At 72.7% G+C, this 22,377-nt stretch carries 24 protein-coding genes; 9 read left to right on the top strand and 15 right to left on the bottom strand.

Features of this window, described 5'->3' with window-relative positions; genetic code table 11:
• Position 1: 1 nt before the first annotated feature.
• The 3 genes from BLT76_RS13475 to hemL are packed head-to-tail and all read right to left on the bottom strand — an operon-like array spanning position 2 to position 2,587.
• Complete coding sequence (locus BLT76_RS13475) at positions 2 to 580, bottom strand: TlpA disulfide reductase family protein (protein WP_090856758.1); 579 nt, start codon at positions 578 to 580, stop codon at positions 2 to 4.
• A gap of 1 nt (position 581) precedes the next feature.
• Positions 582 to 1,265, bottom strand: a complete 684-nt coding sequence (locus BLT76_RS13470; RefSeq protein WP_090856755.1) for a histidine phosphatase family protein — start codon at positions 1,263 to 1,265, stop codon at positions 582 to 584.
• On the bottom strand, positions 1,262 to 2,587 hold the full coding sequence (gene hemL, locus BLT76_RS13465) for a glutamate-1-semialdehyde 2,1-aminomutase (protein ID WP_090856752.1): 1,326 nt from the start codon (positions 2,585 to 2,587) through the stop codon (positions 1,262 to 1,264). The genes BLT76_RS13470 and hemL overlap by 4 nt, the downstream gene beginning before the upstream one ends.
• A gap of 268 nt (positions 2,588 to 2,855) precedes the next feature.
• Here hemL and BLT76_RS26595 point away from each other — a divergent pair, with 268 nt between their 5' ends.
• Positions 2,856 to 4,094, top strand: a complete 1,239-nt coding sequence (locus BLT76_RS26595; protein WP_090856750.1) for a lytic transglycosylase domain-containing protein — start codon at positions 2,856 to 2,858, stop codon at positions 4,092 to 4,094.
• Positions 4,095 to 4,104: 10 nt separating this feature from the next.
• Here the strand turns inward: BLT76_RS26595 and hemB are convergent, their stop codons facing one another.
• The 7 genes from hemB to BLT76_RS13425 form a co-directional block, all read right to left on the bottom strand.
• Positions 4,105 to 5,082 (bottom strand): porphobilinogen synthase, encoded by a 978-nt coding sequence (gene hemB, locus BLT76_RS13455; protein WP_090856748.1) that lies wholly within the window; start codon positions 5,080 to 5,082, stop codon positions 4,105 to 4,107.
• A complete protein-coding gene (locus tag BLT76_RS13450) occupies positions 5,079 to 6,737 on the bottom strand; it encodes a bifunctional uroporphyrinogen-III C-methyltransferase/uroporphyrinogen-III synthase (RefSeq protein WP_090856745.1) in 1,659 nt (552 codons plus the stop codon). Before BLT76_RS13450 ends, hemB begins: the two co-directional genes overlap by 4 nt.
• Positions 6,734 to 7,696 (bottom strand): hydroxymethylbilane synthase, encoded by a 963-nt coding sequence (gene hemC / locus BLT76_RS13445; protein WP_244509400.1) that lies wholly within the window; start codon positions 7,694 to 7,696, stop codon positions 6,734 to 6,736. The genes BLT76_RS13450 and hemC overlap by 4 nt, the downstream gene beginning before the upstream one ends.
• Positions 7,693 to 8,985, bottom strand: a complete 1,293-nt coding sequence (locus BLT76_RS13440) for a glutamyl-tRNA reductase (RefSeq protein WP_090856742.1) — start codon at positions 8,983 to 8,985, stop codon at positions 7,693 to 7,695. Before BLT76_RS13440 ends, hemC begins: the two co-directional genes overlap by 4 nt.
• A complete protein-coding gene (locus BLT76_RS13435; RefSeq protein WP_211752949.1) occupies positions 8,982 to 9,659 on the bottom strand; it encodes a redox-sensing transcriptional repressor Rex in 678 nt (225 codons plus the stop codon). The genes BLT76_RS13440 and BLT76_RS13435 overlap by 4 nt, the downstream gene beginning before the upstream one ends.
• Before the next feature lie 180 nt (positions 9,660 to 9,839).
• Positions 9,840 to 10,079 (bottom strand): glutaredoxin family protein, encoded by a 240-nt coding sequence (locus BLT76_RS13430; protein WP_090856735.1) that lies wholly within the window; start codon positions 10,077 to 10,079, stop codon positions 9,840 to 9,842.
• A complete protein-coding gene (locus BLT76_RS13425; RefSeq protein WP_090856732.1) occupies positions 10,076 to 11,719 on the bottom strand; it encodes a class I adenylate-forming enzyme family protein in 1,644 nt (547 codons plus the stop codon). Before BLT76_RS13425 ends, BLT76_RS13430 begins: the two co-directional genes overlap by 4 nt.
• Positions 11,720 to 11,795: 76 nt before the next feature.
• Between BLT76_RS13425 and BLT76_RS13420 the strand changes: the two genes are divergently transcribed.
• The 3 genes from BLT76_RS13420 (at position 11,796) to BLT76_RS25725 (ending at position 14,917) form a co-directional block, all read left to right on the top strand.
• The gene (locus BLT76_RS13420; RefSeq protein WP_244509399.1) at positions 11,796 to 12,677 is read left to right on the top strand and encodes an HAD family hydrolase; all 882 of its coding nucleotides are present in this window, start codon (positions 11,796 to 11,798) and stop codon (positions 12,675 to 12,677) included.
• Positions 12,678 to 12,795: 118 nt separating this feature from the next.
• Complete coding sequence (locus BLT76_RS13415) at positions 12,796 to 13,569, top strand: sigma-70 family RNA polymerase sigma factor (RefSeq protein ID WP_090856727.1); 774 nt, start codon at positions 12,796 to 12,798, stop codon at positions 13,567 to 13,569.
• A 136-nt stretch (positions 13,570 to 13,705) separates the two neighbouring features.
• Entirely contained in the window at positions 13,706 to 14,917 is a 1,212-nt protein-coding gene (locus BLT76_RS25725; RefSeq protein ID WP_170867051.1) for a DUF5667 domain-containing protein, read from the top strand.
• A gap of 9 nt (positions 14,918 to 14,926) precedes the next feature.
• Here the strand turns inward: BLT76_RS25725 and BLT76_RS13405 are convergent, their stop codons facing one another.
• The 5 genes from BLT76_RS13405 to BLT76_RS13385 all read right to left on the bottom strand — a co-directional run bounded on the left by BLT76_RS13405 (position 14,927) and on the right by BLT76_RS13385 (position 18,929).
• The gene (locus BLT76_RS13405; RefSeq protein ID WP_090856724.1) at positions 14,927 to 16,084 is read right to left on the bottom strand and encodes a lysophospholipid acyltransferase family protein; all 1,158 of its coding nucleotides are present in this window, start codon (positions 16,082 to 16,084) and stop codon (positions 14,927 to 14,929) included.
• Complete coding sequence (locus tag BLT76_RS13400; protein ID WP_090856721.1) at positions 16,077 to 17,123, bottom strand: NAD-dependent epimerase/dehydratase family protein; 1,047 nt, start codon at positions 17,121 to 17,123, stop codon at positions 16,077 to 16,079. The genes BLT76_RS13405 and BLT76_RS13400 overlap by 8 nt, the downstream gene beginning before the upstream one ends.
• Before the next feature lie 26 nt (positions 17,124 to 17,149).
• The gene (locus BLT76_RS13395) at positions 17,150 to 17,251 is read right to left on the bottom strand and encodes a 30S ribosomal protein bS22 (RefSeq protein ID WP_008356322.1); all 102 of its coding nucleotides are present in this window, start codon (positions 17,249 to 17,251) and stop codon (positions 17,150 to 17,152) included.
• 105 nt (positions 17,252 to 17,356) lie between these two features.
• A complete protein-coding gene (locus tag BLT76_RS13390; protein ID WP_090856718.1) occupies positions 17,357 to 17,563 on the bottom strand; it encodes a helix-turn-helix domain-containing protein in 207 nt (68 codons plus the stop codon).
• Between the two features lie 178 nt (positions 17,564 to 17,741).
• A complete protein-coding gene (locus tag BLT76_RS13385) occupies positions 17,742 to 18,929 on the bottom strand; it encodes an acetoin utilization protein AcuC (RefSeq protein ID WP_090856715.1) in 1,188 nt (395 codons plus the stop codon).
• Positions 18,930 to 19,129: 200 nt separating this feature from the next.
• On the opposite strand from BLT76_RS13385, the gene trpS reads away from it, so the two are divergent.
• The 5 genes from trpS to BLT76_RS25720 form a co-directional block, all read left to right on the top strand.
• Positions 19,130 to 20,074 carry a tryptophan--tRNA ligase gene (trpS, locus tag BLT76_RS13380; RefSeq protein ID WP_090856712.1) on the top strand — a complete coding sequence of 315 codons (945 nt, stop codon included), beginning with the start codon at positions 19,130 to 19,132 and terminating at the stop codon, positions 20,072 to 20,074.
• 69 nt (positions 20,075 to 20,143) lie between these two features.
• The gene (locus BLT76_RS13375) at positions 20,144 to 20,569 is read left to right on the top strand and encodes a hypothetical protein (RefSeq protein WP_090856708.1); all 426 of its coding nucleotides are present in this window, start codon (positions 20,144 to 20,146) and stop codon (positions 20,567 to 20,569) included.
• A 7-nt stretch (positions 20,570 to 20,576) separates the two neighbouring features.
• Positions 20,577 to 21,002, top strand: coding sequence for a thiol-disulfide oxidoreductase DCC family protein (locus BLT76_RS13370; RefSeq protein WP_090856705.1), 426 nt, complete (start codon positions 20,577 to 20,579; stop codon positions 21,000 to 21,002).
• The gene (locus BLT76_RS13365; protein WP_244509398.1) at positions 20,968 to 21,642 is read left to right on the top strand and encodes a TetR family transcriptional regulator; all 675 of its coding nucleotides are present in this window, start codon (positions 20,968 to 20,970) and stop codon (positions 21,640 to 21,642) included. The genes BLT76_RS13370 and BLT76_RS13365 overlap by 35 nt, the downstream gene beginning before the upstream one ends.
• Before the next feature lie 514 nt (positions 21,643 to 22,156).
• A partial coding sequence (locus BLT76_RS25720; protein ID WP_211752945.1) for a hypothetical protein occupies positions 22,157 to 22,377 on the top strand: 221 nt, incomplete at its 3' end.

Below are 22,377 nucleotides of genomic sequence, written 5' to 3'. Positions count from 1 at the left end.
GCTACCCGCTCCCCTTCTCGACGTCCTCGACCATGCCGACGAGGGTGCGCACGGACGGGACCTCGCCGCTGACGATCGCGGCAACCCGCCCCTCCTCGTCGAGGACGGCCGTCGAGGGCACGGCGGCCGGCCGGAAGGAGCCGCGGAAGGCGAGCAGCACCGACGGGTCGCTCGACCCGTCCAGCGAGGGGTACTCGACGCCGTGCGAGCGCTCGAAGGCCAGCGCGTCGTCGCGGCTGGAGTCGCGGATGTTGATGCCCAGGAAGGCCGCCCGGTCGCCGAGCTCCTCGGCAGCCTCGGCGAGCAGCGGCATCTCCCGGTTGCACGGGCCGCACCACGATCCCCACGCGTTGACGACGACGATCTGGCCGCGGTAGTCGGCGAGGTCGAGCTCGTCGCCCGCGATGGTCTCGGCCGACAGCTCGATGGGGTCCTTCCGCTCGTCGACGCCGAACTGGATGACCTGGCTGTCGCCCTCGATGTAGCCGTTCGGGTTCGTCTGGCCGACGGACGTGCAGCCGCCGGTGATCACCAGGGCACCGGAGAGGAGGGCGCCGGAGAGGGCGCGGGAGAACCTCATGTCAGGGCCGGTTCTCCTCGGGCGCGCCACCGGCCGAGAACGGGGCCTTGCGGTCGCCGGCCGGGATCAGGTCACCGGCGGGCTCGGAGTAGGAGACCTGCGCGAGCCGCTCCCCCACGAAGTGGAACGACGTCAGCGAGCACAGGGTGCACTGCCGGCTGCGCGGGTCGTGCAGGAAGGAGCGCTTCTCGACGTGCAGCCGGGCCGTCCAGATCGGCAGCTGGTGGGAGACCAGGACGGCCTCGTGGCCCTGCGCCGCGACCCGGGCGTCCTCGACGGCCGCCATCATCCGGGCGGCGATCGCCTTGTAAGACTCGCCCCAGGACGGTGTGAACGGGTTGCGCAAGTGCTTCCACAGGCTGGGCCGCTTGACCAGCGTCATCGCGCCCTCGCCGAAGCTCAGCCCCTCGAAGACGGTCGTGGACTCGATGACCCGCTCGTCGGTGACGATCTCCAGGCCCCGCGCCGCCGCCAGCGGGCGGGCGGTCTCCTGGGCCCGCTCCAGCGGAGAGGCGACCAGGTGGGTGATGTCGCGGTCGCCGATCGACTCGGCGATCCGCTCGGCCATCCGGTTGCCCAACGCCGACAGGTGGAAGCCGTCGCGCCGGCCGTAGAGCACGCCCTGCGGGTTGTGCACCTCGCCGTGGCGCAGCAGGTGGACGATCGTGTCGGGGGTGGCGCTCATGCGGTCTCCAGGGCGGCAGCGGCCGCGCGGGCGGCTCCGGGCAGGGCGTCGACCACGGTCTGGACGGCGCGGTCATCGTGGGCGCTGGAGAGGAACCACGCCTCGTACGCCGAGGGCGGCAGGTAGACCCCCGCGTCGAGCATCGCGTGGAAGAAGGCGGCGTACGCCGGGGCGCTGGTGCGCGAGGCGTCCGCGAAGTCGCGGACCGGCCCGTCGGTGAGGAACACGGAGAACATGGTGCCGCTCGCCTGCACGACGTGGGGTACGCCGGCGGCGCTCAGCGCCTCGGTCGCGGCCTCCTTGATCGTCTCGCCCGCCGCCCCGATGTGGGCGTAGACCTCGTCGGTGGCGAGCCGCAGCGTGGTCAGCCCGGCGGTGGTCGCGATCGGGTTCCCCGACAGCGTGCCGGCCTGGTAGACGGGCCCGTCCGGCGCCAGCCGGCCCATCACGTCGGCGCGACCGCCGAAGGCCGCGGCCGGGAAGCCGCCGCCCATCACCTTGCCGAAGGTGACCAGGTCGGGCCGCCAGCCCTCGACCGCCCCGTCGAGACCCCACTGCCCCTGCCGCGACGCGCGGAACCCGGTCATCACCTCGTCGCTCACGAACAGCGCGCCGTGGCGGGCGCAGGTCTCGGCCAGGAACCGGTTGAAGCCGGGCTCCGGCGGGACGACGCCCATGTTCCCAGGAGCGGCCTCGGTGACCAGGCAGGCGATCCGGTCGCCGTGCTCGGCGAAGACCCGCTCCACCGCGGCGCGGTCGTTGTAGGGCAGCACCAGGGTCAGCTCGGTCGACGACGCGGGCACGCCCGGCGTCCCCGGGACCGCGAACGTCGCCAGGCCCGACCCGGCCGACGCGAGCAGGGCGTCGACGTGGCCGTGGTAGCAGCCGGCGAACTTCACGACGACGTCGCGGCCGGTGAAGCCGCGGGCCAGCCGGATCGCCGACATGGTCGCCTCGGTGCCGGAGGACACGAAGCGCACCCGGTCGACCGGCGCGCGGTCGACGATCTCCTCGGCGAGCTCCACCTCCGGCTCCGTCGGCGTGCCGTACGACGTGCCGCGGGCCACCGCGGCCTGCACCGCGGCCTGCACCTCCGGGTGGGCGTGCCCGAGCAGCATCGGGCCCCACGAGCAGATGAGGTCGACGTACTCGTGCCCGTCGACGTCGGTGAGCCAGGCGCCGGCGGCGGAGCGGATGAAGCGCGGGGTGCCGCCGACCGCGTTGAAGGCCCGGACCGGGGAGTTCACGCCCCCGGGCGTGACCGCGCGGGCGCGCGTGAACAGCGCCTCGGAGGCAGGGGTGGGACGGGTCGCGGCAGACATCGCCTCATTGTCGCCCAGCCGCCCAACCGACCCTCGGCGAGGGTCCTCGGCCCCCGTCCGCGACAGTGGTATAGCCCACTCAGTGGACTCGGTCGTTTCGCGCTCAGGTTGGTCGGGCACCATCGTGACGCCGACCACTCAAGCTCGTCCGAGTTGTTCGGCTGATTCGAACCCCCGCGTAACTTGCCCGTGACACGATTCGTTGATCGCCCACGGACGTCGGAACGCTCGGGGACGACACATCGCTCGAAGATCGGGAGTAGACCGCATGGCAAAGCGACTCGGACGCGCACAGCGCGCGACGGCCCTGGTGCCGCTCGCGCTGTTGTCCGCCGCCTGGACCGCCAGCCTCGCCGGCGTCGGCGCGGGGTCGGCCACGGCCACCCAGACCCCCGACCCGCTCCCGGCCACCAGCCTGCCCGACGGGACCAGCGTCCCGACCCAGGCCATCGAGGCCCCCGCCAGCGTCTCCTCCCCCGACGGCGTCGCCCCCGGCATCGGTGCGGGCGGGGCGGCCCAGGCCGTCTCGACCGCCTCCACGGCCGGCATCCCCTCGGTCGCCCTGGCCGCCTACCAGCGCGCCGAGACCGTCATCAACGCCGCCGACGAGAGCTGCAACCTCACCTGGCAGCTGGTCGCGGCCATCGGCCGGGTCGAGTCCGACCACGGTCGCTACGGCGGCAACACCCTCGACGACCAGGGCGTCGCCCGCCCCGGCATCTTCGGCATCGCCCTCGACGGCAGCAACAAGACCCAGGCCATCGCCGACACCGACGCAGGTCAGTTCGACGGCGACGCGAAGTGGGACCGCGCGGTCGGCCCGCTGCAGTTCATCCCCTCGACCTGGTCGGTCGTGGGCGTGGACGCCGACGGCGACGGCCGGCGCGACCCGCAGGACATCGACGACGCGGCCCTGGCCTCGGCGGTCTACCTCTGCTCCGGCGACGACGACCTGTCGACGACCGCCGGTCAGCGCACCGCGGTCTACCGCTACAACCACAGCGACTCGTACGTCGACCTCGTGCTCTCGATCATGAGCAACTACCTGGCCGGCTCCTACACCTCGGTCCCGAACGGCACCACGGCCGCGGGCTACATCCAGCCCGACACGTCGTACACCCCGCCGCCGAGCGCGAGCTCCGGCCCGAAGGTGGTCAAGGAGAGCAAGCCCGGCGCGAACCAGCCCGAGGCCACGGCGCCGGCTGCGCCCACGACCCCGACGCCCACCGCGCCGTCCGGCGGTGGCAAGGGCAACGGCGGCAAGGGCGGCGGCAAGCCGACGAAGGCCCCCAGCCTCCCGCCGGTGGTCGTGCCGACGCTGCCGAGCACCGGGGTCACCCCGGTCGACGAGACCCTCACCCGGGCCCAGGCGATCGTGCAGTGCGCGCTCGACTACGGCCTGAAGGTCGACGTCAACGGTCTGGTCAACGTGATCCTCAGCCTGCTCAACACCGTGGTCGGCGCCGAGGCGACCGAGGCCTGCATCGCCAAGTACACGAACCCCTGACCGGGTCGCGTCAGCGGGCGAGCAGGCGGGCGGCCTCGGCCGCCCAGTAGGTCAGCACCACGTCGGCACCCGCGCGGCGGATCGACGTGAGCGTCTCGAGGATCGCGGCCTCACGGTCGATCCAGCCCTGGGCCGCGGCCGCCTCCAGCATGGCGTACTCGCCGGAGACGTTGTAGGCGGCGACCGGGACGTCGACGGCGTCGCGCACCCGGCGGAGCACGTCGAGGTAGGCCAGCGCGGGCTTCACCATGACCAGGTCGGCACCCTGCGCGACGTCGAGCAGCGCCTCGCGGACACCCTCGACCGCGTTGCCGCCGTCCTGCTGGTAGGTACGGCGGTCGCCGGTCAGCGAGGAGTCCACGGCCTCGCGGAACGGCCCGTAGAAGGCGGAGGCGTACTTCGTGGAGTAGGCCATGATCGAGACGTCGGTGTGCGCGGCGCCGTCCAGCGCCCCGCGGATGGCCGCGACCTGGCCATCCATCATGCCGCTCGGCGCGACCATGTCGGCGCCGGCCGCGGCCATCGCGCGGGCCATCTCGGCGTAGACCTCGAGGGTGCCGTCGTTGTCGACCCGACCGTCGGGGGTGAGCACCCCGCAGTGGCCGTGGTCGGTGAACTCGTCGATGCACAGGTCGCCGATCACGGTGATCGCGTCGCCGACCTCGGCGACCACGTCGGTGATCGCGACGTTGAGGATCCCCGCCGGGTCGACCGCACCGGACCCGACGGCGTCCTTGGTCTCGGGGACGCCGAACAGGATCACCCCACCCAGGCCCAGCTCGGCTGCCTCGCCCACGGCGGCCAGCAGGCTCGAGCGGGAGTGCTGGACGACGCCCGGCATCGAGGAGATCGGGACCGGCTCGTCGATGCCCTCGCGGACGAAGAGCGGCAGCACCAGCTGCCGCGCCTCCACCGAGGTCTCGGCCACCATCCGCCGCAGCGCCGCGGTGGTCCGCAGGCGCCGCGGCCGGATGACGGGGCCGGTCATCGCGCGGTGGTGGTCTTCCGGCGGCCCGACGGCTTGCGCTCGGACGGCCGGGTGACCTCCTGGCCCGCCTCGACCATCGCGGCCCGGCGAGCGGAGCCGAAGTCGGCGAGCGCGTCGACCAGCTCGTCGACGTCCGGCTTGGGGGCCAGGACGTCGACCCGCAGGCCGTGCTCCTCGGCGGTCTTGGCCGTGGCCGGACCGATCACCGCGATGATCGTCGACGGGTGCGGCTTGCCGGCGATCCCGACCAGGTTGCGCACCGTCGAGGACGAGGTGAAGACGACCGCGTCGAACTTCCCGGTCTTGATCGCGTCGCGGGTGGGCGCCGGCGGCGGGGTGGCCCGCACGGTGCGGTAGGCCGTGACGTCGTCGCACTCCCAGCCGAGGTCGACCAGGCCGGCGACCAGGGTCTCGGTGGCGATGTCGGCGCGCGGCAGGAAGACCCGGTTGATCGGGTCGAGGACGTCGTCGTACTCGGGCCAGTCGGCGAGCAGGCCGGCCGCGGACTGCTCGCCCGAGGGGACCAGGTCGGCCCGCAGACCCCAGTCGGCGATGGACTGGGCGGTCTTGTCGCCGACGGCGGCGATCTTCAGGCCGGAGAAGGCCCGGGCGTCGAGGCCGTACTCCTCGAACTTCTCGCGGACCGCGCGGACCGCGTTGACGGAGGTGAAGGCGATCCACTCGTAGCGGCCCTCGACCAGGCCGCGGACGGCCTTGTCCATCTGCTGCGGGTTGCGGGGCGGCTCGACCGAGATGGTCGGCACCTCGTCGGGGACGGCGCCGTAGCCGCGCAGCCGGTTGACCAGCGGGCCGGCCTGGTCCTTGGTGCGGGGCACCAGGACGCGCCAGCCGAAGAGCGGCTTGGTCTCGAACCACGAGAGCGTGTCGCGCAGGTCGACGACATCGCCGACCACGGTGATCGCCGGGGGCGCCATCCGGGCCGCGCGGGCGTCGGTGGCGATGTGCTCCAGCGTCGAGGTGACGGTGCTCTGGGTGGTGGTGGTGCCGACCCGGGTCATCGCGACCGGGGTCTGCGGCGAGCGGCCGGCCGCGACCAGCGCCTTGCTGACCTCGCCGATCTGGCCGACGGCCGAGAGCAGCACCAGGGTGCGCCGGTCGGCGTAGTGGCTCCAGTCGATCTTCTCGCCACAGGTGACGACCGCGACCTCGCGGTGGTCCTTGGTGGTGAGCGGGATGCCGGCGTACGCCGGGACCGCGCTGACCGACGAGACCCCGGGCACGATCTCGAAGCCAAGGCCCGCCTTGGCGCAGGCCTGCGCCTCCTCGGGGCCCGAGGCGTAGAGGAACGGGTCGCCGGTCATCAGCCGCACGACGCGGTGTCCGCGCTTGGCCTGCTTGACGACGACCTTCGCGCGGGCGGCGTGGGTCAGCGGCTGGCCGTCCTCGCCGAACCCGCCGTCGACCAGCTCGGGGCCGGGGACCGGCTCACCCTCGGGGAGGTCGGCCGGGTCGGCCAGGCCGAGCAGGTGCCGCACCAGGGCGGCGTGCTCCGGCGCCTCGGTGACGATCACGTCGGCCTGCTCGATCAGGCCCACGGCGCGGACCGTGAGCAGCTCCGGGTCGCCGGGTCCGCTGCCCACGAAGGACACCCATCCGCGGGTCGGGGTGGCGGTGGTGGTCTTGCCTCGGGTCATGCGTTGCGCACCTGTTCTGACTCGTCGTGCTGTCGTGTGTCCAGCTGTCCGGCCCCGTCGGCGAGCATCTCTGCCGCCAGCCGGTTGCCGACGCCCACGGCGTCGGCGGGGTCTCCCGACGCGGACATCCGCACCGCGAGGGCCCCGTCGGGTGAGAGCGCGATGGCGCGCACCCAGATCTCGTCTCCGTCATCGCCCTCGGCAACCTCGGCGAGGACGCCGATCGGGGCCGAGCAGCCACCTTCGAGGGTGGCCAGCACGGCCCGCTCCGCCTCGACCGCGGCCCGCGCGTGCGGGTCGTCGAGGACGGCCAGGTCTGCGGCGAGCGCGTCGTCGCTGCGACACTCGACGCCCAGCGCCCCCTGGCCGGGGGCGGGGAGCATCTGCAGCGGGTCGAGCACCTCCGTCGCCTCCTCCAGCCGGCCGATCCGGGCCAGGCCGGCGCGCGCGAGCACGACGGCGTCGTACTCACCCGACCGGACCTTGCCGATCCGGGTGTCGACGTTGCCACGGACGCCGACGACGTCCAAACCGAGGCCGAGGGCGTGCAGCTGGGCCGCCCGTCGGGGGGAGCCGGTGCCGACCCGCGACCCGACCGGGAGCTCGCCCAGGGTCAGTCCGTCGCGGGCGACGACCACGTCGCGCGGGTCCTCGCGACCGGGTACGGCGGCCAGCGCGATCCCCTCCGCGGGGTAGGTCGGCAGGTCCTTCAGGGAGTGCACGGCGACGTCGACCTCGCCGCGCAGCAGCGCGTCGCGGAGCGCGCCGACGAAGACGCCGGTGCCGCCCACGGCGGTCAGCGGCGTGCCGGCGGCCTGGCTGCGGTCGCCGTCGGTGGCGATCTCGACCAGCTCGGCCTCCCGGCCCAGCCGGGTGCGGATCAGCTCGGCGACGTGACCGGCCTGGGTGGTGGCGAGCAGCGAGGCGCGGGTGCCGACGCGCACGGTCGCGGCGCTCACCGCAGACCCTCCGGACGGGTGACCGCGTCGACCGCCTCGGGGTCGAGGGCGAAGAGCTCGGCGAGCGCGGCGGCGTACGACACGGCGCCGGCCTCGTTGGCCAGCTCCTTCACGCGGACCGTCGGCTCGTGCAGCAGCTTGTCGGCGACCCGGCGCACGGTGTGCAGGACCTCGGCGCGGGTGGTGTCGTCGAGGCCGGGCAGCCGGCCGTCCAGTCGCTCCATCTCGGCGTCGACGACGGCGGTGGCCATCGAGCGCAGCGCCACGACCGTGGGGGTGACGCTGGCCTGGCGGCGGGCCGCGAGGAACGCGGCGACCTCCTGGCCGACGATCCGGCGGACCTCGACGACCTCGCGGCCGGCGTCGGAGGCGTGCAGGTCGTCGGCGAGCTCGGCCAGGCCGAGCAGGGTCACCCCGTCCAGCTCGGTCACGCGCGGGTCGACGTCGTGCGGCAGGGCGAGGTCGATGAGCACGACCGGGCGACCGTCGGGACGGGACCGCTCGAGCATGGCGCGGGTGACGAGCACGCCGGTCGAGCCGGTGCAGCTCACGACCAGGTCGGCGTGGGCCAGCTCGGCCTCGAGGTCGGCGAGCGGGGCCGGGCGGGCGTCGTACTCGCGGGCGAGTCGGTCGGCTCGCTCCTGGCTGCGGTTGGCGACGACGATCTCGCCGGCACCGAGGCGCGCGACGGTCGCGGTGGCCAGGCCGGCCATCGCACCGGCCCCGACCACGAGCACCCGGCGACCGGCGACGCCGCCGCCCGCGAGCTCGGAGCGCTCCAGGGCGGCGGTCACCAGGGAGGGCGCGACCCGGTCGATGTCGGTCTCGGCGCGCGAGCGCTTGCCGACGCGCAGGGCCTGCTGGAAGAGCACGTTGAGGGCGGGGCCGACGGTCCCGAGCTCCTGGCCCAGGCGCAGTGCCTCGCGGGCCTGGCCGAGGATCTGGCCCTCGCCGACGGCCATCGAGTCGAGGCCCGCGGCCACCTGGAAGAGGTGGGAGACGGCGCCGTCGTCGTAGTGGACGTAGAGGTGCGGGAGCATCGTCTCCGCGCTCCGGCCGGCGCGCTCCACCAGCAGCCGCGACAGCTCCTCCACGGAGCCGTGGAACCGGTCGACCTCGGTGTAGATCTCCAGCCGGTTGCAGGTGGAGATCACCGTGGCCTCGGTGACGTGGGTGCACGACGCGACGTCGGTGACCAGCTTCTGCACGCCGTCGGAGGTCAGCGCGACGCTCTCGAGGAGAGCGACGGGTGCGGAGTTGTGGGAGATCCCCACGACCAGGATGCTCACGCGGTCTCCTCCTGCTGCTGGTCCTGCGCCTTGCGCTGCTCGTGGTAAGCGAGGATCTGCAGCTCGATGGACAGGTCGACCTTGCGGACGTCGACCCCCGCGGGCACGGTCAGTACGGAGGCGGCGAAGTTGAGGATGCTGCTGATGCCGGCGGCGACCATCCGGTCGGCCACGGCCTGGGCGGCCGGGGCCGGGGTCGCGATGACCCCGATCGCCACGCCGTGCTCGGCCACGATGCCCTCCAGGTCGTCGAACGGGCGTACGTCGATGCCCGCGACCGTCTCACCGGTCCGCGCCGGGTCGGCGTCGAGCAGCGCCACGGTGCGGAACCCGCGGCTGCGGAACCCGGAGTAGTTGGCCAGCGCGTGCCCGAGGTTGCCGATCCCGACGATCACCACCGGCCAGTCCTGGGTCACGCCGATCTCGCGGGCGATCTGGTAGCGCAGGTAGTCGACGTCGTAGCCGACCCCGCGGGTGCCGTAGCTGCCGAGGTAGGACAGGTCCTTGCGGAGCATCGCGCTGTTGACCCCGGCCGACGCCGCGAGCGCCTCGCTCGAGCAGGTCGACGTACCGGCCTCCGACAGCGACGTCAGGGCCCGGAGGTAGACGGGCAGCCGCGCGACGGTGGCCTCGGGAATGTCCCGGGCGGTCTCGCTGGGCGTCCGTGCGGTCACGTGCGTCTTCTCTCCATGCCACGAGGGGCAAGTAGCTGCCGCAGATGGGGGCCGGCGCAGCCCGGATTCGTCCGACGGCTCGCTCACTGTAGGAGTTTGTGAACGAGAGAACAAACCGGCGGAAGCCTGGTCCGGGGGCAGGCCTAGCACATGTGACATGTCCCACCCGCGGAGGGGTGGCTACGAGGTGAGAGCCGTGCGCAACCGGTCCTCGCTGACCCGCCAGAAGTCGTGCTGCCGGCCGTCGACCAGGGTCACCGGGATCTCCTCGCCGTACCGCTCGAGCAGGGCGGGGTCGTCGAGGATCGAGATCTCGTCGTACTCCTCACCGAGCTCGGCGCAGACCCGCGCGACCACCGCACGGGCGTCGTCGCACAGGTGGCACCCCGGCTTGGAGTAGAGCGTGACCCGGGCGGTCACGGCGCCTCCTCCAGCAGGCCCAGCGCGCGGCGGCGTTCGATGCCGCGCAGCCGGCCCTTCTGCACCTTGCCCGTGACGGTGAGCGGGAGCTCGGCGACGACCTCGATGCGCTGCGGGCGCTTGAAGCGGGCCAACCGGGCCTCGCAGTGGTCGCGGACGGCGGCGCCGACGGTGGCCGGGTCGTCACCGGTCGCCACGACGTAGGCGACCACGGCCTCGCCCGTGTGCTCGTCGGCGACGCCGATGACGGCGGCCTCCAGCACCTGGTCGAGCTCGCGGATGACCTCCTCGACCTCGACCGGGTAGACGTTGAACCCGGAGACGATGACCATCTCCTTGAGCCGGTCGACGAGGAAGAGGTCGCCCTCGGCGTCGAGGAAGCCGACGTCGCCGGTCGACCACCAGCCGTCGTCGTCCGGGCCGTCGGCGCCGTCGGGCCAGTAGCCGCTGAAGAGGTTGGCCCCCCGCACCTGGATCTGCCCGGGGTCCTCCCCCTCGGGCTCGCGGCCGGCGTCGTCGATCAGGCGCAGGTCGATCCCGGGCAGCGCGGCACCGACCGAGCCCGCCGCCGGTGGCCGCGTGCTGCAGAGGGTGCTGGTCACCACCGGGGACGCCTCGGTGAGGCCGTAGCCCTGGTGCACCGGGATCTCGGTGCTCGCGACGAACTCCTCGACGAGCTCGGGGGCGAGCGGCGCGGAGCCGGACAGCACCAGTCGGACCGGGCCGAGCCGTTCGGCCAGGTGGTCCTCGCCCCGCCAGTAGGCGAACACCGGCGGGGCCACCGGGACGACGCTGCAGGCCTCGTCGTCGATGATGTCGAGGGTGCCCTGAGGGTCGAAACGCTCGACCAGCACCAGCTTGGCGCGGTGCCGCACGACACCGCCGAGCACCGCGTTGAGGCCGTAGACGTGGAAGAGCGGCAGCACGCCGAGAACGACGTCGTCGCCGTGCATCATCGGCGGGTCGACGACCGCGACCTGCTCGATGTTGGCGAGCAGGGCGCGGTGGGTGAGCATCGCCGCGCGGGGGCGGCCCGAGGTGCCGCTGGTGTAGAGGAGGCACGCGAGCTTCTCGGGGTCCTGGAGCGGCGGGACGAACCGGGCCCGATCGGCGCGCAGGTGGTCGTAGGAGCGCTCGCCGGGCAGCAGCGTGGCCCCCGCGACCACGACGCGCGGCGTGACCGCCCGGGTCAGCAGCTCGGGGTCGAGCTCGGGGTCGCGGCCCGCGGCGTGGTCGTCGACGGCCCGGGCGAGCAGCGCGACGCCCTCGCGGACGACCCGCACCGCGTCGACGTCGGTCACCACCATCTTCGCCCCGGAGTCGGCGATCATCCGGGCCAGCTCACCCGGGGTCGCCAGCGGGTTCACGGGTACGGCGACCGCCTGCGAGCGCAGCACCCCGAGGTACGTCGCGACGAACTCCAGGCGGTTGCCGAGCACCAGCATCACGCGGTAGCCGGCGACGATGCCCGCAGCGCCGAGGCCGGTCGCGATCCGGCCGACCTCGTCGTCGAGCTCCGCCCAGGTCATGCTGCGACCGCCGGCCTCGACGACCGCCAGCTTGTCCGGGCTCTCCACAGCGGCGGCGGCGACCAGGTCGGCCACGTCACGGACGTCGGGAACCTCGGCTGAGGCAGGCATGGAGGGATACTTCCACACCACGCAACGGCACGCGGCGGACTCCTCCGGACACCGGTCGGGGCTCTACCCTGGCCAGGTGACCCCGCCCGCCGAACGGCGCAGCCTCCCCAACCTCCAGCAGCGGTCCACGCTGGCCGGCGAGGCCGCCGCGGCGGCCGCCGAGGTCGAGACGGCCCTGCACACCCCGGCCGACGCCCGCTCGGCGGCGTTCTTCGACGTCGACAACACCGTGATGCAGGGCGCGAGCATCTTCCACCTGGCCCGCGGCCTGCACCGCCGCAAGTTCTTCACCACCCGCGAGATCGCGGGCGCCGCCTGGAAGCAGGCCTACTTCCGGGTGGTCGGCGTCGAGGACCCCGAGCACGTCGCCGACGCTCGCAACTCAGCGCTCTCCTTCATCGCCGGCCACACCGTCACCGAGCTCGAGGAGCTGGGCGAGGAGATCTTCGACGAGGCGATGGCCCACCGGATCTGGCCCGGCACCCGCGCCCTCGCCCAGATGCACCTCGACCAGGGCCAGCGGGTCTGGCTGGTCACGGCCGCGCCGATCGAGATCGCCCAGATCATCGCCCGCCGGCTCGGGCTGACCGGGGCGATGGGCACCGTCGCCGAGCACGACGACGGCGTCTACACCGGACGACTGGTCGGCGACATGCTGCACGGGCCGGCCAAGGCGGAGGCGGTCAAGGCGCTCGCCGCGCGCGAGGAGCTCGAGCTGGCGGCCTGCTCGGCGTACTCCGACTCCTACAACGACCTCCCGATGCTCTCGATGGTGGGCGACCCGTGCGCCATCAATCCCGACGCCCGGCTGCGGGCCCACGCCCGCGAGCAGGGCTGGCGGGTTCGCGACTACCGCACCGGACGCAAGGCCGCTCGCGCCGGGCTCCTGGTCGGCGCCATGACCGGCGCCGCCACCGGTGCGGTCGCGGCGGGTCTGGCCGTCCGCCGGCGGCACTGACCCGCCCTCTCCGCGCCCGGGATTTTGCGGACGGTTTCGTTCACATGCCGGACTACTCGTGCGTAAGGTGGGAAGAACGCTCGATGGGGCTGAGCGTTTCCGGGAGGGGATCGACCAGATGCCGTGGCACGGTGGCGATGGCGTGCGCGACGCCGCGCGGGGGCTCGATGCCCTGCGCGCCGAGGTCGCGCGGCTGCTGGCCCCGCCGCCCCTCGCCACCCCGGGTCCCGGGATGCTCCTGGCCGAAGCGCTCACCGGCGACGGTGGCCCGGTCCCGACCGGCCCCGGCTCGTCGTACGACGACAGCGAGCTGGCCGCCTCCTCGGAGGAGTCCGAGGCCGAGCGCACCCGGCTGATCGCCCTGGTCGAGCTGGCCCGTCAGAGCGACTCCGAGGCGTTCGGCCTGCTCTACGACCACTACCAGGGCTCGGTCTACCGCTTCCTCTTCTACCGGACCCGCTCGAGCACGCTCGCCGAGGACCTGACCTCGGAGACCTTCTTCCGGGCGCTGCGGAGCATGACCAGCTTCCGCTGGCAGGGCAAGGACTTCGGCGCCTGGCTGATGACCATCGCGCGCAACCTGGCCACCGACCACTTCAAGGCGGGCCGGACCCGGCTGGAGATGGCCACCGAGGACATGGGTCAGCACGACGACGCCACCGAGGGCCCCGAGGCCGCGGTGCTGGCCGGGCTGACCAACGAGATCCTGCTGCGGGCCCTGACCGAGCTGCCCGTCGAGCAGCGCGACTGCCTGGTGATGCGGTTCCTGCAGGGCATGAGCATCGCCGAGACGGCCGCCGTGCTGGGCCGCAGCGACGGCGCGATCAAGCAGCTCCAGCTGCGTGGGGTGCGCAACCTCGCCAAGCTGATGCCCGAGGGGATCCGCGGCTGATGAGCACCCGTGCTGAATTCCTCCTGACGCCTGCGTCACACGCCGTAACCTCCGCCGTCCGCCCGTCGTTGAAACGTTCGTCCGGGAGCGCCACCGCGCGCCCGGTCATGGCCGAGACGACAGGACGGATCCACCGATGAGCCCCGTGTTCGCGGCGCGCAGACGCGCCGAGGAGTTCGACTCCCTGGTCGAGGGAACCTCGACCGGGCCGGTCGACCCCGCACGGTACGACGAGCTTCTGGCGCTGGTGGGCACGCTCCGCGCGACCGCCCCGGTCGAGCCCCGGCCCGCCTTCGTCGCCGACCTCCGCGAGCGGCTGATGATCGCGGCCGAGACCGAGCTGGTCCCCGCCGCGCCGACCGCCGCCGTCCAGGATCGGCTCACCGTGACGCGCCGCTCCCCCCGCGAGCGCCGGCTGGCCGCCGTCGTCGGCGGGTTCGCCATCATCGGCGCGACCACCTCGATGGCGGTCGCCGCGCAGTCCGCGCTCCCGGGCGACGTGCTCTACCCGCTCAAGAGGGCCATCGAGAACGCCCACACCGGGCTCAGCGTCGACGACGAGCAGAAGGGCTCGACGCTGCTGGCCAACGCGAGCGGCCGGCTCGAGGAGGTCGACCGGCTCACCCGTGCCTCGGCATCCGGCGAGGTCGACGTCCGCGCGGTCGAGGAGACCGTCGTGCTGTTCACGGCCCAGGCGACCGAGGCCAGCGACCTGCTGCTCGCCGCCTACGACGCCGACGGCGACGACGAGGCGCTGAGCGAGCTGCAGGACTTCACCGACCGCGGCTTCACCCTCCTCGACCAGCTGGCCTCCGATGCCACCGACGAGGTGCGCGAGGCCCTGGTGCCGGTCGGCAACGTGCTGACCGCGATCGAGGCCGCCGTCCAACAGGCCTGCCCCAGCTGCGTGGTGTCGCTGACCCAGCTGCCGCAGTCGCTCCTCCAGCCGGTCGGCAACACCCTCGACCAGCTGATCTCCTCCGGGACCGGCCAGGCCCCGACGACGGCCGACCCCCAGCCCGGTTCGGGCGGGGGCAAGCCGGCCTCCCCGAAGCCCGGGAAGTCCGCGCCCTCGGCCGGGGTCCCGACCGCGCCCGCCGTACCCCTGCCCACGCCGGGTGGCGGCAACGGCTCGGGCGGCTCCGGCGGCTCGGGCGGCTCCGGCGGCTCCGGCGGCTCGGGTGGCAAGAACCCCGTCGAGGACCTGGTCAACGGGCTGCTCGGCGGCGGCAGCAGCGCGACGCCCACCGAGGACCCCGAGATCCCGATCGTGACCGACACGCTCGAAGGCGTCGGCGACATCGTGGGCGGACTGCTCAACCCGCCGAAGCCGACCACCAAGCCCTGACCACTCCGGTCAGCGGAAGACCGACTCCCGCTTCATCAGCAGCGAGTAGAGGGTCTGCTGGATCGTCTCGCGCACCTGGTCGGTGACGTTGAAGACCAGCATCGGGTCGTCCGCAGCACCCCGGTCGTACTCGTCGGTGCGGATCGGCTCGCCGAACTCCAGCAGCCACTTCGACGGCAGCGGCACCAGGCCGAGCGGCCCTAGCAGCGGGAACAGCGGCGTGATGGGGATGTAGGGGACGCCGAGCAGCCGGGCCAGCGACGGGACGTTGCCGACCAGCGGGTAGATCTCCTCGGCGCCGACCACCGACAGCGGCACGATCGGCACGCCGGTGCGCAGCGCGGCGGAGACGAAGCCGCCCCGCCCGAACCGCTGGAGCTTGTAGCGCTCGGAGTAGGGCTTGCCGATGCCCTTGAAGCCCTCCGGCCACACGCCGACCAGCTCGCCCCCGCTCAGCATCCGCTCCGCGTCCTCGGTGCAGGCCAGGGTGGCCCCGCTCTTGCGGGCCAGCGCCGAAACGACGGGCAGCCGGAAGACCAGGTCGGCGCCGAGCGGCCGGAGGAACCGGCCGGTCTGGTCGTGGACCGAGACCATCGTCATCAGCCCGTCGACGGGCACGGTGCCGGAGTGGTTGGAGACGACCAGGGCGCCGCCCTCGGTCGGGATGTTCTCGATGCCCCGGACCTCGATCCGGAACCACCGCTCGGCGATCGGGCGCAGCGCGGCCATGAAGAAGCGCTCGGTGATCTCCTGGTCGAAGCCGTACTCGTCGACGGCGTAGTCGCCGGTGACCCGGCGGCGCAGGAAGGCGAGGAACCGAGCCAGCTGGGGCTCCCACTGGTCGCCGAAGACCTCAAGCGCGGCGTGCTGGAACGCCGAGAGCCAGTCGGCGGCGGGGATGCCGGCGAGCGGGCCGCGGTCGACCGTCGTCACCGGCGGACGCTCGGCGGCCTCGACCACCTCGGGCACCTCGGGCACCTCGACGGTCTCGACCGGCTCCTCGACCGCCGCCGGCTCGGGAGCCGGGCGGGCCTTACGCGTCGCCGCCCGGGGCTTCGCCGGCTTGGACCCGCCGGCGAGGCCCCGCGCCGCCGAGGACGGCTGCTTGCCGGTGCCGCGGCCGGGCCGGCCGCGGGTGCCGATGGGGATGATCTCGGCGTCACCCATGGTCGCCTCCCGAGAGCACTGCAGGGCTGGTCGTGAGCTGGCGCTCGACGCCGGCGAGCGCCCGGTCGGCGCGACCGCCGGTCGGCGTCAGGGTCGAGGCGAAGTCGGCGAACGCCTCCGCCGTGGAGTACGACGGCTCGAAACCGAGCACCTCGCGCATCCGGGTCGTGTCGACGCCTCGGCCGTAGGTCAGGAACGCCAGCTGCTCGGGAGAGAAGTCGGCGAGCCGGGCGGAGCGGAGCACGGACCCGAGGTTGCCGACCAGGATCCCAGGCATCGGCACCGTCGGGCGCTGCAGGCGTCGTACCGCCTGGGAGAGCATCAGGATGCCGTCGCCGGCGACGTTGAAGGTGCCGGCGACATCGCGGGTCACGGCCTGCCGCAGCACCTCGAGCAGGTCCTGCTCGTGGAGGAACTGCAACCGCGCGTCGAAGCCGAGCACGGTCGGGATCACCGGCAGACGGAAGTACGACGTGATCGGGCTCGAGACGTAGGGCCCGATGACGTTGGCCGCCCGGATCGTCGCCACGCGTACGTCGGAGCGCCGCCGGGCGAAGCCGCGGACGTAGCCCTCGATCTCGGCGACGTCCTTCGCGTAGCCCGAGCGCGGGGCGCGCCGGGGCTCCATGTCCTCGGTGAACATCGCAGGATCGCGACTGCTCGCGCCGTACATGGTGGTCGTCGACTTGACCACGAGGTTGCGCAGCCCGGGTGCCTTCTGGCACGCGGCGAGGAGCTGCATCGTCCCGATGACGTTCAGCTCTTTCATGCTGTTGCGCCCGCCGGCGCTCCCCGGCGTCGAGATGACGCTCATGTGGACGACGGTGTCGACGTCCTCCTTGGCGATCACCTTGGCGATCACCGGGTTGCGGATGTCCGCGCGGACGAACGAGACGTCGCCGAGGTCGCCCCGCGGGGGGACGACGTCGACTCCGATCACCCGGTCGACGGCAGGGTCGGCTGCGACGGACCGCGCGAACTTCCGCCCCAGGTCGCGGGACACGCCCGTGACCAGGACGACCGAGCCGGCGCTGCCCATGGCGACCCCTCGACCTGGGAGGTGGCTTACTTGCCGAGCTTGCGGCGCTGGACGCGCGTCTTCTTCAGCAGCTTGCGGTGCTTCTTCTTGGCCATACGCTTGCGCCGCTTCTTGATGACAGAACCCACGGGATACCTTTCAACAGCTGTGAGGCGATCCGGCGGAGACACCGCAGGACCAAGACAGCCTATCCGCCGCAGGGTGGCAGGTGAGAATCGCGGCCCGAGGGCCGGTCAGCCGGCGTCGTAGAAGCTCTTGCGGAGGTACTCGTTCGCGTCCTCCTCGCGGACGCGGAACGACCGGCCGACCCGCACGGCGGGCAGGTCACCGTTGTGGACCAGGCGGTAGACGGTCATCTTCGAGACCCGCATCATCGATGCGACCTCGGCGACGGTCAGAAACTTCGCTTCGGAGATGTCCCCGGACGAGTTGGCAGCCATCGTGCACCAGCTCTCTTTCTTGTGCGCCCGCCACCGGCTTCCCCACCGGTGATCACACGGGCGGCGCTGTCGTGAGAATAGGGCCTGGTGTGACTCGTGGGAAGGGATGGACGAAAGAAACACCAGTGGTCTACGGCGTGTTGACTTGCAGAACCTCCGTGTGGGAGTCAGCGCGACCTCAGGGCAGCGGATCGAGGCCGTGCAGGGGGAAGACCTCGGTGCGCGTCGCGTGCACCGCCCGATCGAGCCACGTGTCCGGGTCGTAGCCCTCGCGCCAGTCGCGGTACGCCGGGTTCCGCCCGTCCGTGAGCCGGTACGGCGCGGTGCGGCCGAGGTACTCGGCGACGTACTCGCGCCAGCCGCCCGGCGTCTCGGTCTGCGGGTCGACGGGCCGGCCGCCGACGATGCCCAGCAGGTGGGTCCAGGCGCGCGGCACCACCTCGACCAGCGCGTAGCCGCCCCCGCCGGTGACCACCCAGCGCCCGCCGGCGACCTCATGGGCCAGGTCGTGCAGGGCCTGGTAGGCCGCCCGCTGCCCGTCCACGGTCAGCATCAGGTGGGCCAGCGGATCCTCGGCGTGGGAGTCGCAACCGTGCTGGGTGACCAGCACCTCGGGCTTGAACTCGCGCAGCAGCGGGGGCACGACCGCATGGAACGCGCGCAGCCAGCCGCCGTCGCCGGTGCCGGGCGGGAGCGCGACGTTGACCGCACTCCCCTGCGCTTCCGGGCCGCCCACGTCGTGGGCGAACCCGGTGCCGGGGAAGAGCATCTGGCCGGTCTCGTGCAGGGAGATGGTGAGCACCCGCGGGTCGTCCCAGAAGACCTTCTCGACGCCGTCGCCGTGGTGGACGTCGACGTCGACGTAGGCCACCCGCTGCGCCCCCTGGTCGAGCAGGCTGCGGATCCCGACGGCGACGTCGTTGTAGATGCAGAAGCCGCTGGCCCGTTCGGGCATCGCGTGGTGCAGGCCGCCGCAGATGCTGGCGGAGTGCAGCGACTCGCCGCTCCACACCTGCCGGAACGCCTCGACGGTCGCGCCGACGACGTGGGAGGAGGCGTCGTGCATCCCGGCGAAGACCGGGTTGTCGTCGGTGCCGAGGCCGAACGCCTCGTCGGGCGCGACCGTGCGGCCAGCCCGCATCACCGCCTCGATCATCGCCGGGTCGTGGACCGTGGCCAGCAGGTCGAGGTCGGCGATCGGGGCCGCGACCGTCCGCAGCCCGCCGGCGCCCACCACCCCGAGCTCGGTCGCCAGCCGCATCGTCAGGTCGACCCGCAGCGGCGACATCGGGTGGGCGGGACCGAAGTCGTACTCGGTGAGCGTCGGGTCGAAGACGACCGTCGCCGGTCCCTCACAGGCGGGCATGTCCGCGACGCTACCCGCCGTTGCCCGCCGTGCCATGATGTGTCCGTGCTCACGACCCCGCTCGCCCTGCAGTGGTGGCCCGCCTGACGGCGGACCACGTCTGAAGCACGCACTTCACCCACGGCCGCCCTCCGGGCGGCCGTCGTCGATTTCTCGGCGCTCCCGGTGGGCCTCACCCCACCTTCGTCCCAGGAGCTCCGATGACCCGCACCCTCTCCCTCCTCACCCCCTCCGGCCGGCTCACGCTCGGCAACCTGCTCGGCGCGCTGCGACCGATGGCCGCTCGACAGGACGACGCCCTCTACGGGCTGTCCGACCTGCACGCGATGACCGTCCCCCACGACCCGGCCGAGCTGCGCGCGCGATCGCTCGAGATGGCCACGCTGCTGCTGGCGGCCGGCCTGGACCGGGCGACGCTGTTCCGGCAGAGCGCCGTACCTGCTCACCGGGAGCTGGCCTACCTGCTCGAGTGCGTCGCGACCACCGGCGAGCTGGGGCGGATGATCCAGTACAAGGAGAAGGGCCGCTCGTCGTCGCGGACCTCGCTGCTCACCTACCCGGTGCTGATGGCGGCCGACATCCTGCTCTACCGCCCGACCCAGGTCCCCGTCGGCGACGACCAGCGCCAGCACGTCGAGCTGACCCGCGACCTCGCCCTCCGCTTCAACCGGACGTACGGCGAGGTCTTCACCGTGCCCGAGGCCGTCACACCCGCGGCCGGGGCGCGGGTCATGGACCTCGCCGAGCCGACCCGCAAGATGAGCAAGTCGGCCGACGCCGCCGGCAGCATCTTCCTGCTCGACCCGCCGGACGTCGTACGACGGAAGGTGGCGCGCGCGGTCACCGACTCCGAGACCGGACCGGCCGCCGTCCGCGCGGACCGAGCCGCGAAGCCCGGGGTCACCAACCTGCTGGAGATCCTGCTCGCCTGCGGCGGGTCGGCCGACGGGCTGACGACGTACGGCGCCCTGAAGAAGGCGGTGACCGACGCGGTGGTGGCCGAGCTCGGGCCGCTGCAGCGGCGCTACGCCGAGCTCGCGGCCGACGCCGCCCACGTCTCGGAGGTGTACGACGCCGGCGCGGTCCGCGCCCGCGCTCTGGCGGCGCCGGTGCTGGCCGCGGCCGAGACCGCCGTCGGCCTGTAGTTGAACACGTTCAGAACTTGCCCTACAGTTCGGGACATCCCATTTTTGAACACGTTCAAGGAGATTGAGATGACCTGGACCGTCGCCACCTACGTGGTGTACCTGCTGGTGACCGTGCCGCTGACCGTGTGGGTGGCCACCACCCTGTCGCGCAACGGGAAGGTGTTCCTGGAGGACGTCTTCGCCGGCAACGACCGACTCGCCGAGGCCGTCAACACGCTGCTGGTCGTCGGCTTCTACCTGCTGAACCTGGGCTTCGTCAGCCTCTACCTGCGGATCGGGACCACCGTCCCGGACGCCGCCGGACTGTTCGAGGAGCTCAGCGTGAAGGTGGGGGTCGTGACCCTGGTCGTCGGCGTCCTGCACTTCTTCAACGTCTACGTCTTCAACGCGATCCGTCGCCGCGGCCGGATGGAGTCGCTCCGCAGCGCACCCGTCCCGCCCCAGGCGCACGTGGCGCCGTACGCCGCGCCGTACCCGGCGCCGGGGCGGTGACGCTCCCGTGATCGACGTCGACCGGCTCGTCGTCCTGCACGACCCGGGCTGCCCGCTCTGCCGGCGGTTCGCGTCGTGGCTGGCCGGCCAGCCGTTCCTGGTGCCGCTCGACCTGGTGCCGGCCGGGTCGGAGACGGCCCGGCGGATGTTCCCCACGCTCGACCACGCGGCGACGCTGCGCGACATCACGGTCGTCGGGTCGGACGGGTCGGTGTGGACCAACGAGCACGCCTGGGTGATGTGCCTGTGGGCCACCCGGGCGCACCGCGGCCTCGCCGAGCGGCTGGCCCGACCGCAGTGGCTGCCCCTCGCCCGCGGTGCGGCGTACTCGGCCGCCGGACTGCGTCACCTGCTGCACTCCGCCCCGGTTCGCGAGAGGGGTGACTACCCTGAGCCCTGTGCCGGATCCTGCGCCCCGCTCGCCCAAGGCTGAGCAGACCCGCGGCACCATCCTGGAGTCGGCGATGCGGCTTTTCCGCCGCGACGGCTACGACCGGACCACGATGCGGGCCATCGCGGCCGAGGCCGGCGTCTCGGTCGGCAACGCCTACTACTACTTCGGCTCCAAGGAACACCTGATCCAGGCCTTCTACGACCGGATGCAGGACGAGCACGCCGACGCGGCCGCCGACGTGCTCGAGCGGGAGACCGCCTTCGACGCACGGCTGCGCGGCGTCCTCGAGGTGTGGCTCGACGTCGCCGCCCCGAGCCACGAGTTCGCGGGACAGTTCTTCAAGAACGCCGCCGACCCGCGCTCGCCCCTGTCCCCCTTCAGCGCCGAGTCGGCGCCCGCGCGCGCCGCCTCGACCGGGCTCTACGCCCGGGTCGTCGAGGGCACCGACCTCAAGCTCGCCCCCAACGTGCGCCGCGAGCTGCCCGAGCTGCTGTGGCTGCTCCAGATGGGCGTCGTCCTCTTCTGGGTGTACGACGACAGTCCCGAGCAGCTGCGCTCCCGCGAGCTGGTCACCCGGATCGTCCCGGTCGTCGACCGGATCGTCCGGATGTCGCGGCTGCCCCTCGTGCGCGGGCTCGTCGACGACGTGCTCGGGCTGGTCGCCGCACTGCGCGGCTGACCCGCCCTCCGGTGGCCTCTCCCGTGAAGGACGAAGTCCTGAACGCCCGTCGAGACCCCCTCAACCAGCAAACGACCTCCGGTAGGTGGGCCCTGCCGCCGGTCACTGTCGCCGGTGATCGCCGCCGGTGGTCGAGCAGTGAAGGACGAAGTCCTGAACGCCCGTCGAGACCCCCTCAACCAGCGAACGACCTCCGGTAGGTGGGCCCTGCCGCCGGTCACTATCGCCGGTGGTCGCCGCCGGTGGTCGAGCAGTGAAGGACGAAGTCCTGAACGCCCGTCGAGACCCCCGCAGCCCTGCCGCTGACCTCGTTCGAGTCGGCCTCTGCCGTGACGTCTGCGCCTGGCACCAGGCCGTTTCAAAGACATTTACAGAGACAAGGGGGCTCATCGTCCGCGGTGATCAAGGGCCATCACCAGGCTGCTTCTAGCTTTCGGTCACCTCGGGTCGACCGTTCGAACAAGGCTACGAACAACCACTTCCATTCGCTCACCTGTTCGACTACCATATGAGTATGGCCACTCGGGACCTCGACGACTGCGACACCGCCACTGCGGTGCTCGCCTTCGTGCGCGCCCGACGCTCTGTCCAGTTGCAGGCTGAGGCCGACCAGCTCGCTGCCGCCGTCACCTGGGCCGGGATGCACTCCACCGACTCCCTGTCAGATGCCGCCGCCGTCTGGGTTCCCGGCTGCGAGGACGAGATGGCCATCGCCGGCCCCGGCGCACCGTTGAT

This window comes from Nocardioides lianchengensis (assembly GCF_900101465.1).
GTDB classification, from domain to species: domain Bacteria; phylum Actinomycetota; class Actinomycetes; order Propionibacteriales; family Nocardioidaceae; genus Nocardioides; species Nocardioides lianchengensis.
This window is presented reverse-complemented; position numbering and strand designations above follow the sequence as displayed.